At 69.6% G+C, this 6,402-nt stretch carries 8 protein-coding genes; 5 read left to right on the top strand and 3 right to left on the bottom strand.

Annotated elements, in window-relative coordinates; genetic code table 11:
* Window positions 1-743 (bottom strand): cation:dicarboxylate symporter family transporter (locus tag V7053_RS17325; protein ID WP_334173513.1); only part of this gene is annotated, 743 nt, incomplete at its 3' end.
* Window positions 744-890: 147 nt separating this feature from the next.
* Here V7053_RS17325 and V7053_RS17320 point away from each other — a divergent pair.
* The 5 genes from V7053_RS17320 to V7053_RS17300 all read left to right on the top strand — a co-directional run bounded on the left by V7053_RS17320 (window position 891) and on the right by V7053_RS17300 (window position 4,451).
* A complete protein-coding gene (locus V7053_RS17320; RefSeq protein ID WP_334173512.1) occupies window positions 891-2,504 on the top strand; it encodes a sensor histidine kinase in 1,614 nt (537 codons plus the stop codon).
* Window positions 2,501-3,199, top strand: coding sequence for a response regulator (locus V7053_RS17315; protein WP_334173511.1), 699 nt, complete (start codon window positions 2,501-2,503; stop codon window positions 3,197-3,199). The genes V7053_RS17320 and V7053_RS17315 overlap by 4 nt, the downstream gene beginning before the upstream one ends.
* Window positions 3,200-3,325: 126 nt before the next feature.
* Entirely contained in the window at window positions 3,326-3,478 is a 153-nt protein-coding gene (locus tag V7053_RS17310) for a hypothetical protein (protein WP_334173510.1), read from the top strand.
* A 43-nt stretch (window positions 3,479-3,521) separates the two neighbouring features.
* A complete protein-coding gene (locus tag V7053_RS17305) occupies window positions 3,522-3,731 on the top strand; it encodes a hypothetical protein (protein WP_334173509.1) in 210 nt (69 codons plus the stop codon).
* A gap of 3 nt (window positions 3,732-3,734) precedes the next feature.
* Window positions 3,735-4,451 (top strand): nucleotidyltransferase family protein, encoded by a 717-nt coding sequence (locus V7053_RS17300; protein ID WP_334173508.1) that lies wholly within the window; start codon window positions 3,735-3,737, stop codon window positions 4,449-4,451.
* On the opposite strand, the gene V7053_RS17295 is transcribed toward V7053_RS17300, so the two are convergent.
* Both V7053_RS17295 and V7053_RS17290 read right to left on the bottom strand, forming a co-directional pair.
* Window positions 4,412-6,070: a class I adenylate-forming enzyme family protein gene (locus tag V7053_RS17295; protein ID WP_334173507.1), complete on the bottom strand. Its 1,659-nt coding sequence runs from the start codon at window positions 6,068-6,070 to the stop codon at window positions 4,412-4,414. The two genes, V7053_RS17300 and V7053_RS17295, sit on opposite strands and share 40 nt — an antisense overlap.
* Window positions 6,071-6,143: 73 nt before the next feature.
* The coding region (locus tag V7053_RS17290; RefSeq protein WP_334173506.1) for a FadR/GntR family transcriptional regulator at window positions 6,144-6,402 on the bottom strand (259 nt) is incomplete at its 5' end.

Here is a 6,402-nt window from a genome sequence, read left to right as displayed (position 1 = left end):
GTGCCGAGGATGACGACGACGAACAGGATGCACGTGATGTAGAACGCGACCATGAGGGTCAGGAGGCTGAGGACGGCCTTCCAGCCGGTGGTTCCGACGACCGCGGCAATCGCCCCGAACGCCCCGATCGGGGCGGCCCACATGATCATGATGAGGATCCGGAACACGAGGACCTGCGCCTGCCTGATGAACTCGAGGAGCATGGCCCCGGTCTTACCCATGCGCTGGAGCGCGAAGCCGACAAGGAGCGCGACGAAGAGGGTCTGGAGGACTTGGCCCGACGTGAGCGCCGAGACGAGCGTGTTGGGGATGATCCCGAGCAGGAAGTCCGACGTCCCCGCGGCTGCGGGCGCCTTGTACGTCGCATCCTTGAGGTTGAGACCGGATCCCGGGTGGATGATGTTGCCGACGACGAGGCCGACGGCGAGCGCGAAGGTGCTCATCACCATGAAGTAGACGAGCGCAAGGCCACCGACCTTGCCGACAGTCGTGGCCTTCGCGATCGAACCGATGCCGAGCACGATCGTGCAGAAGATGACCGGTGCGATCATCATCTTGATCAGGTTGACGAAGGCGTCTCCGAGCGGCTTGAGATCGGCTGCGAACCCATCCTTGCCGGGGAACATGAGACCGACGACGACGCCAAGCACGACGGCGACGACGACGGCGATGTAGAGCCAGTGGGTGCGGTCGGCCTTCTTCTTCGCCGGCTGCTTTGCCGGCGCCAGGGGCACGGTTGCCATGAGTCCTCTTCCTCGAGTGGGGGGCCGCGTCCCTGTGACCGCGGCCATACCACCTTCCCGTAGAGTGTGAGAAGGGCCACCCTTGCGTTCATATTGGTCGCGGGAGACACGCCACAGGACAGAGGAAACGTCAGGAGAGGGAGCGCGATGCGGCAGTTGAGCCTCGCGCGGAGGCTGTTCCTCCTGCTCGTCGTCGCCGTCGTCCTCTTCACCGCGTTCACAGGCACGGCCTTCTACCTCGATGCCCGAGACCAGCTGCACCAGGCGGCGGGGAACCGCACCCTCGCCGTCGCCGAGGCGATCGCCGACAGCCCAGTGGTCGTCAATGCTGCCCTCGACGCGCAGCGCGCGAGCCCCACGCCCGTCCTCCAGCCCTACGCGGAACAGGTCATCGCGGACGCCGGGCTCGACTTCATCACGATCATGGCCCCCGACGCGACGCGCTGGACTCACCCCAACCCAGCGGAGATCGGCGGCAAATACATCGGGTCGACCGCTCAGGCGCTCGCGGGCCACCCGTTCACCGAGACCTACACGGGCACCCTCGGCCCGTCCGTGCGGACGATCGTGCCCATCAAGGCGCCCGGCTCGGCGCGCGTCGTCGGGATGGTCGCCGCCGGCGTGACCGTGACCAACCTCGACGTCGCGCTCGCCTCGAGGCTCCCCGCCCTCCTGGGGATCGCGGTCGTCGTCCTCCTCCTCGGCTCCTTCGGCGCCGCAGTCCTCGAGCGGCGTCTCTCGGCCGCCACCCACGGCTACGGCTTGGAGCAGCTGAGCCAGCTCTTCGCCTACTACGAGTCGGTGCTGCACTCAGTCCGCGAGGGCGTGGTCATGGTGGACCCTCGAGGACGGCTCGTGATCCGCAACGACCAGGCCTCGGAGCTGCTCGGCCTCCCTCCCGCCGAGGCTGCGGGTCCCTCTCCCCTGCTCGCCGACGTCGACCTCCCCGACAGCCTCCGCGAGCTTCTGGCGAGCGGACGCACGGCGCGGGACGAGATCCACCTGACGAGGGACCGGGTGCTCGTGGTCAATCAGGAGCCGGCGTCCGCTCCCGCCGGCCGGCGTACCCGCAGGCTGGGCTCGGTCGCGACGCTGCGGGACCAGACGGAGATCGAAGCTCTTGGCTCGGAGCTCGCGACGATGCGCACGCTCTCGGACGCGCTGCGCAGTCAGACCCACGAGCACGCGAACCGCCTGCACACGATCGTCTCGCTCCTCGAGCTCGGCCGCACCGGCCAGGCCCTCGAGTTCGCGACCGAGGACCTCTCGCTGAGCCAGTCGCTCGCGAACGAGCTCGTGGTCTCCGTCCAGGAGCCTGTCCTCTCGGCGCTCGTCATGGGCAAGGCTGCCCAGGCGCACGAGCGGGGCGTGCGCCTCGACGCGGAGGCGACGGGAAGCCTCGCGGAGGCAGGCCTCGAGCCCCAGCACCTTGTCACGATCGTGGGAAACCTGCTGGACAATGCAATAGACGCCGCCGCTGCAGCTGAGCCTCCCCGGTGGGTCGCGCTCGAGCTCCACGAGGAAGAAGGGAACGTGCTCATCGAGGTCTCCGACTCGGGAACCGGGGTGCCGTCCGGCGAGCGCGAGCGGATCCTGCAGTTCGGCTACTCGACCAAGCCCCACGGAGCCGCAGGGCGGGGCCTCGGGCTTGCCCTCGTTCGCCGCGCCGTCGAGGCGCTAGGCGGCTACCTCGCCGTCTCCGGAACGCGCGGCGCCGTCTTCACGGTCTCGATCCCCGCGCGCACGGGGAGGGCCCTGTGACCGAGCTCCGGGTGCTCGTCGTCGAGGACGAGCCGATCGCTGCAGACGCCCACGCCGCGTACATCGGGCGGATCGGCGGCTTCACCCACGTCGGCACTGCGCACGACGGCGCGTCCGCCCTCAGGCTCGCGAGTCAACTCGCGGAGGCGGGAACCCCGGTCGACCTCGTCCTGCTGGACATGAACCTGCCCGACCTGCACGGGCTCGACGTCGCCCGCAGGCTTCGGGCGGCGGGCCACCACCCGGACATCCTCGCGATCACTGCCGTGCGGGAGCTCCCCGTCGTCCGTCGGGCGATCTCGGCCGGCGTCGTGCAGTACCTCATCAAGCCGTTCACATACGCCGCGTTCGCGGCCCGGCTAGAGCACTACCGGGAGTTCCGGGAGTCCCTGTCCCGTTCGGGAGGTGCCACGTCGCAGGACGCCGTGGACCAAGCGCTCGCCGCTCTGCGGGCTCCCGTGGGAACCCCGCTCCCGAAGGGCCTCTCCCCCGACACCCTCGACGCGATCCGCGCGTTCGTCCGGGGCCGGGGCGCCGCCGTCTCGGCGACGGAGGTCACGGAGGCCGTGGGCGTCTCCCGCGTCACCGCCCGCCGCTATCTCGAGCACCTCGCCGACTCCGGCATCCTCACGCGGTCCGCCCGCTACGGGACGCCAGGGCGCCCCGAGAAGGAGTACCGCTGGGCCGGTGCGTAGCTGCACGTCGTCGCCCCTGCCGCGCGCGCTCGGACGGGCCTACCGTGGTTACGAGGGGTCCTCCCTCAGCCATGGAAGCAAGAAGTACCGAAAGTACAAGGCACAGCACGAAGGGCAGGAGGAGCGATGAGCACCGAGCGCACGGAGCGTGTTGCCAGCGAGGCCGACGTCCTCGGCACGCCCAGCCCGCGGGTCGTGGATGTCTCCACGATCCCCGATGGCTCCGGCAACGACCGCGACGACGACGAACGGGACGACGAGCGCTTCGACGCAGGCTGATCCCCGTACACCCGTCGGAGACCGCCGAAGAGAGGAGCACGTCATGACCCACGACGTCGACTACGGAAACTCGGAGGACGATGACCTCACCGAGCCGCTCGACGGCCGCAACAGCCAAGCCCCCGAGGAAGGGTCGTCGGACAACCCCGAGATCCTCGATGAGGTCGATCCCCTCCACAACCCGCACCGGCTCATCGAGCTCGACGCGGAGGACGAGGAGTCGAACCCGGACATAGACCTCGGGTATGACTGACCTATGGCCAATGCCGCAGAAGGCAACCTCGACGCTGCCCCGGTCGCGGCGACCGTCGGCGGGACAGAGCCCATCGCCGGAGTGCTGCTTGCCGCGGGAGCCGGACGCCGCTTCGGCGGCCCGAAGGCGCTCGCGGCAACCGCCGACGCCGGCGGCTGGCTCGAGCGAGGCGTGAGGCTGCTCCTCGGAGCCGGCTGCGATCCGGTTCTCGTCGTCGTGGGCGCCGAGGCCGAGCGCGCACTGGCTCTCCTCCCGGCCTCGGACCGGCGAGTTCTGCCGATCGTCGCCGACGGCTGGGCGGAAGGGATCGGGGCCTCGCTTCGGGCCGCCCTCGATGCCCTCGAACGCCTGCCTGCTGGCCGTCCGGCCGGAAGCGACCGCCCCGTCGCCGCCCTCGTCACGCTCGTCGACCTGCCCCACCTCGCGCCCCAAGCGCTCGAGCGCGTGGCGGGCGGCGTCGTCGTGCCCTCGTCGCTCCGGCGCGCCGTCTACGGGGGCACCCCCGGGCACCCGGTGCTGATCGGCCGCGCCCACTGGCAAGACCTGCGGGAAAGCGTCAAGGGCGACGTCGGCGCGGGGCCCTACTTGAGGGCGCACCGCGCCGAGGCTGTCGAGTGCTCGGGGCTGGGAGGGGACGACGACGTCGATACGCCGTCTGCTGGCGTGACGCTAGGGGTTGCTCAGCCCCTGCCCGGCTCCTCGAACAGTCCGCGCGCGTGATCCTCCTCGGCCTGCCGGGCCAGGACGTAGTGGATCTTCTTCCCCGTCGCGGTCATCGGCAGCTCGTCGATGAAGCGGTAGGCGCGGGGGCGCTTGTAGTTGGCGAGCCCGTCGTCGCCGACGCACCATTCTTCCAGGTGACCGGCCGTGAGCTCCTCGTCCCTGCGCACGACGTACGCCACGACCTTCTGGCCCCACCGCTCATCGGCGAGCCCGACCACCACGGCGTCCTTCACCCCCGGGTGTGCCGCGAGGACCTCCTCGACCTGGACAGGGTGCACGTTCTCTCCGCCGGAGATGATCATGTCGTCCTTGCGGCCGAGGATGGTCACGAACTCGCTCTCGTCCCACACCGCGAGATCGCCCGTGTAGAACCAGCCGTCGTGGAATTTCTCCTCGTTGATGCCCGGGAGGTTGGCGTAGCTGAAGCCGGACTTGGCCGAGCGCATGATGACCTCGCCCTGCTCGGTGTTGTCGTGCGCAACGAGCTCGTCCGGGCGCGCGCGGCGGTCAGGAAAGATCCGGACGACGGCGACGTCGTCGTCCGTCGAGGCCCTTCCGGCCGTCCCCGCGTGCTCGGGCAGGTCCTCGGGACGGAGGAAGGTGTTCCAGAACGTCTCCGTGGTGCCGTACCCGTTGAAGATGCGCGGCGTGAGCGTGCGCTGATAGCGCAGGGCAGCCGCCTTGTCGAGCGGGGCGCCCATGGTCACGATCCCGCGGAGCGGTCCCAGGTCGCGGGGGCTGCGCTCCTGCTCGTCGGCGAGCATCTCAAGCGTGGTCGGTGCGCCGATGAGGAACGTGATGCCGTGCTCGGCGACCCAGTCAAGCGCTGTTCCGGGGTTGAACGCGCGCATGGGCACCACGCTGCCGCCGACGTAGAAGACCGGGTTCGGTCCACCCGAATAGAGGCCGCCGCGGTGGAACCACGGCGTCATGTTGAGCGTCCGGTCGTACGGCGTGAGCGGGAAGTGCATGATCACGTCGTGTGCCGACATGACCTCCACGAGGGACGGGAGCGAGACGCCCTTGGGCATGCCGGTGGTCCCCGACGTGTAGAGGCGGGTCGTCTCGTCGTAGACGGTCGCCGCGGAGTCGCGCTCGGGGAGCTCGCCGCTCGCGGCGTCGCGCGCATGGGCGAAGTCCTCCGCCCCGGGAACGTCGGCCGCGTCGTCCGTGGGCCGGCCGACGGCGAGGAGCAGCGGAGCCGCGTCGACCTGCTTGAGCGCGCGGCTCACACTCGAGGAGATCTCCCTGTCGTACACGAAGACGACGGGCTCGCTGTCGCGCAGGATGTGCGCGATCTCTCCGGGCGCGAGACGGAAATTGACGGGCACACCGACGGCGCCGAGCCGCTGGGTGGCGAGGTACAGGAGCGCGAACTCGAGACCATTGAACAGCTGGTAGACCACGCGGTCCCCCGGACCGACGCCTCGCTCGGCGAGCACGAGTGCCGCCTTGTCCACTTCTGCCGCGAGCTGGCCGTAGTCGAGCTCCGTACCCGAGACGGGGTCGAAGAACGCCGGACGGGAGCGGAACCGCCTGACATTGCGCCGGAAGCCGGCCTCGTACGTGAACTCGTGCTCGAAGTAGTCCTTGAAGCGACTGGCGTCGTAGGCCATGCCGCTGCCTCCCTTCACCGTAGGATCCCCCAACGGCGCAGGTTACTCCTCTTCCGAGCTCTTCTCGCACACCTCAGCTGACGAGGGTGTCGGCGGCCCCGTCCATGTGGTCGAGGATGGTCTCCCGGGCGAGCACTGAGTCACCGGATTCGATCGCGTCGACGATCCTGCGGTGCCGGTCGATTCCCATGTTCTGCGACGCCCGGTCGGAGCCCGCGAACATGATGGACATCCGGATGGACCCCTCGAGGGATTCCCACGAGTGGAGCAGCGTCTCGTTGCCGGTGAGGCTGCACAGGAGCCGGTGGAAGTCGAGGTCCGCCTCGATCCGG

Origin of the sequence: Sinomonas sp., from assembly GCF_036848755.1 — a bacterium.
Lineage (GTDB): Bacteria > Actinomycetota > Actinomycetes > Actinomycetales > Micrococcaceae > Sinomonas.
This window is presented reverse-complemented; position numbering and strand designations above follow the sequence as displayed.